Here is a 3,930-nt window from a genome sequence, read left to right on the forward strand (position 1 = left end):
TCCCGCAACGAGCGCAACCCTTGTCCTGTGTTGCCAGCGCGTAATGGCGGGGACTCGCAGGAGACTGCCGGGGTCAACTCGGAGGAAGGTGGGGACGACGTCAAGTCATCATGCCCCTTATGTCCAGGGCTTCACACATGCTACAATGGCCGGTACAGAGGGCTGCGATACCGTGAGGTGGAGCGAATCCCTTAAAGCCGGTCTCAGTTCGGATCGGGGTCTGCAACTCGACCCCGTGAAGTTGGAGTCGCTAGTAATCGCAGATCAGCAACGCTGCGGTGAATACGTTCCCGGGCCTTGTACACACCGCCCGTCACGTCATGAAAGTCGGTAACACCCGAAGCCGGTGGCCTAACCCTTGTGGAGGGAGCCGTCGAAGGTGGGATCGGCGATTGGGACGAAGTCGTAACAAGGTAGCCGTACCGGAAGGTGCGGCTGGATCACCTCCTTTCTAAGGAGCACTTCTCCAGACGGTGTCTCGAACAGTCGAGATCGCCTCTGGCAGAGACAGTTTCGGACTCACATGTAGTCCGGCTGGAGCTCATGGGTGGAACGCTGACAACCTCTCCCGCGTATCGTCCGGTACTCAGTGACCGGCCGGCGGGGATATATCGACACACTGTTGGGTCCTGAAAGAACAGACGTTCTTTCCAGGCAAAAGATACGACTTGCTCGGATTTTCTGAGATACTGCCAGTTTTGCTGGTAAGTCCTGATGTCCAATCCGGGTGGGTGTGTTGTTTGAGAACTGCACAGTGGACGCGAGCATCTTTGTTAGTAAGTGTGTAAGAGCGTACGGTGGATGCCTTGGCACCAGGAGCCGATGAAGGACGTAGGAGGCTGCGATAAGCCTCGGGGAGCTGTCAACCGAGCTGAGATCCGAGGATTTCCGAATGGGGAAACCCAGCACGAGTGATGTCGTGTTACCCGCATCTGAATATATAGGGTGTGTGGAGGGAACGTGGGGAAGTGAAACATCTCAGTACCCACAGGAAGAGAAAACAATAGTGATTCCGTGAGTAGTGGCGAGCGAAAGCGGAAGAGGCTAAACCGTGTAGATGTGATAGACGGCAGTCGTTGTCTATGCGGGGTTGTGGGGTCTTTCTTCTTCTCACTGCCGTGAGGAGCGTAAGTCAGAAACCGTTGTGTTAGCTGAATTGGTCTGGGACGGCCAACCGTAGACGGTGAGAGTCCGGTAAGCGAAAACGCGACGGCTTGCGTGATTGATACCCGAGTAGCAGCGGGCCCGTGAAATCTGCTGTGAATCTGCCGGGACCACCCGGTAAGCCTGAATACTCCCTGGTGACCGATAGCGGACTAGTACCGTGAGGGAAAGGTGAAAAGTACCCCGGGAGGGGAGTGAAATAGTACCTGAAACCGTGCGCTTACAATCCGTCAGAGCCTTCGTTTCGATGTGGGGTGATGGCGTGCCTTTTGAAGAATGAGCCTGCGAGTCATCGGTGTGTGGCGAGGTTAACCCGTGTGGGGTAGCCGTAGCGAAAGCGAGTCCGAATAGGGCGTTTGAGTCGCATGTCATGGACCCGAAGCGGAGTGATCTACCCATGGCCAGGGTGAAGCGACGGTAAGACGTCGTGGAGGCCCGAACCCACTTAGGTTGAAAACTGAGGGGATGAGCTGTGGGTAGGGGTGAAAGGCCAATCAAACTCCGTGATAGCTGGTTCTCCCCGAAATGCATTTAGGTGCAGCGTCGCGTGTTTCACACTGGAGGTAGAGCTACTGGATGGCCTAGGGGGCCCACAAGCTTACCGAAGTCAGCCAAACTCCGAATGCCGGTGTGTGAGAGCGCGGCAGTGAGACTGCGGGGGATAAGCTTCGTAGTCGAGAGGGAAACAGCCCAGATCGCCGGCTAAGGCCCCTAAGCGTGTACTAAGTGGAAAAGGATGTGGGGTCGCTGAGACAACCAGGAGGTTGGCTTAGAAGCAGCCACCCTTGAAAGAGTGCGTAATAGCTCACTGGTCAAGTGATCCTGCGCCGATAATGTAGCGGGGCTCAAGTACACCGCCGAAGCCGCGGCACTCAGTCATGCAGATCGCCTTCGGGCCAGTCGACTGGGTGGGTAGGGGAGCGTCGTGTAGCCAGGGAAGCAGCGGGGTGACCTAGTTGTGGAGGCTGCGCGAGTGAGAATGCAGGCATGAGTAGCGAAAGACGAGTGAGAAACTCGTCCGCCGAATGACCAAGGGTTCCTGGGCCAGGTTAATCCGCCCAGGGTGAGTCGGGACCTAAGGCGAGGCCGACAGGCGTAGTCGATGGACAACGGGTTGATATTCCCGTACCCGTGTATCCGCGCCCAATGGCGAATCAGTTGTGCTAAGTGCCCAAAAGCGGATGGACCTCCTTCGGGAGGCCGGATGTGGCTGCGCACGACCCTGGCTGTAGTAGTCAAGCGATGGGGTGACGCAGGAAGGTAGCTGGGCCCGGTGGTGGATTACCGGGTGTAAGCCTGTAGGGCGTTGTGTAGGCAAATCCGCACAGCATGTGCCTGAGAGGTGATGCGTAGCCGGTTGAGGTGAATTCAGTGATCCTATGCTGCCGAGAAAAGCCTCTAGTGAGTTGGTACACGGCCCGTACCCCAAACCGACACAGGTGGTCAGGTAGAGAATACTAAGGCGATCGAGATAACTGTGGTGAAGGAACTCGGCAAAATACCTCCGTAACTTCGGGAGAAGGAGGGCCCGATCTGGTGATGAGTCTTGCACTCGGAGCTGGGTTGGGTCGCAGAGACCAGAGAGAAGCGACTGTTTACTAAAAACACAGGTCCGTGCGAAGTCGTAAGACGATGTATACGGACTGACGCCTGCCCGGTGCCGGAAGGTTAAGAGGACCGGTTAGCGGAGCAATTCGCGAAGCTGAGAATTTAAGCCCCGGTAAACGGCGGTGGTAACTATAACCATCCTAAGGTAGCGAAATTCCTTGTCGGGTAAGTTCCGACCTGCACGAATGGCGTAACGACTTCTCTGCTGTCTCCACCACAGACTCGGCGAAATTGCATTACGAGTAAAGATGCTCGTTACGCGCGGCAGGACGAAAAGACCCCGGGACCTTCACTATAGCTTGGTATTGGTGTTCGGTACGGTTTGTGTAGGATAGGTGGGAGACTGTGAAGCGGGCACGCCAGTGTTCGTGGAGTCGTCGTTGAAATACCACTCTGGTCGTATTGGACCTCTAACCTCGGGCCATGATCTGGTTCAGGGACAGTGCCTGGTGGGTAGTTTAACTGGGGCGGTTGCCTCCTAAAATGTAACGGAGGCGCCCAAAGGTTCCCTCAGCCTGGTTGGCAATCAGGTGTTGAGTGTAAGTGCACAAGGGAGCTTGACTGTGAGACTGACAGGTCGAGCAGGGACGAAAGTCGGGACTAGTGATCCGGCACCGGCATGTGGAAGCGGTGTCGCTCAACGGATAAAAGGTACCCCGGGGATAACAGGCTGATCTTCCCCAAGAGTCCATATCGACGGGATGGTTTGGCACCTCGATGTCGGCTCGTCGCATCCTGGGGCTGGAGTAGGTCCCAAGGGTTGGGCTGTTCGCCCATTAAAGCGGCACGCGAGCTGGGTTTAGAACGTCGTGAGACAGTTCGGTCTCTATCCGCCGCGCGCGTTAGAAACTTGAGGAAGGCTGTCCCTAGTACGAGAGGACCGGGACGGACGAACCTCTGGTGTGCCAGTTGTCCCGCCAGGGGCACGGCTGGTTGGCCACGTTCGGAAGGGATAACCGCTGAAAGCATCTAAGCGGGAAGCCTGTTCCAAGATGAGGTTTCTCACCCCCTCGAGGGGGTAAGGCCCCCAACAGACCATTGGGTTGATAGGCCAGAACTGGAAGTGCGGTAACGCATGGAGGTGACTGGTACTAATAGGCCGAGGACTTACCAACAAAGCTGCTACGCGTCCACTGTGCGGTATCTGAAACAACACAC

At 56.4% G+C, this 3,930-nt stretch carries 2 rRNA genes; both read left to right on the forward strand.

What is annotated here, in order from left to right:
* Positions 1-451: ribosomal RNA gene (locus RJ03_RS05920) — 16S ribosomal RNA — on the forward strand; the annotation flags it as partial.
* A 323-nt stretch (positions 452-774) separates the two neighbouring features.
* Positions 775-3,887, forward strand: a 23S ribosomal RNA gene (locus RJ03_RS05925).
* Positions 3,888-3,930: the final 43 nt, after the last annotated feature.

The sequence above is a fragment of the Nocardia aobensis NBRC 100429 genome, from assembly GCF_000308375.1.
Taxonomy (GTDB): domain Bacteria; phylum Actinomycetota; class Actinomycetes; order Mycobacteriales; family Mycobacteriaceae; genus Nocardia; species Nocardia aobensis.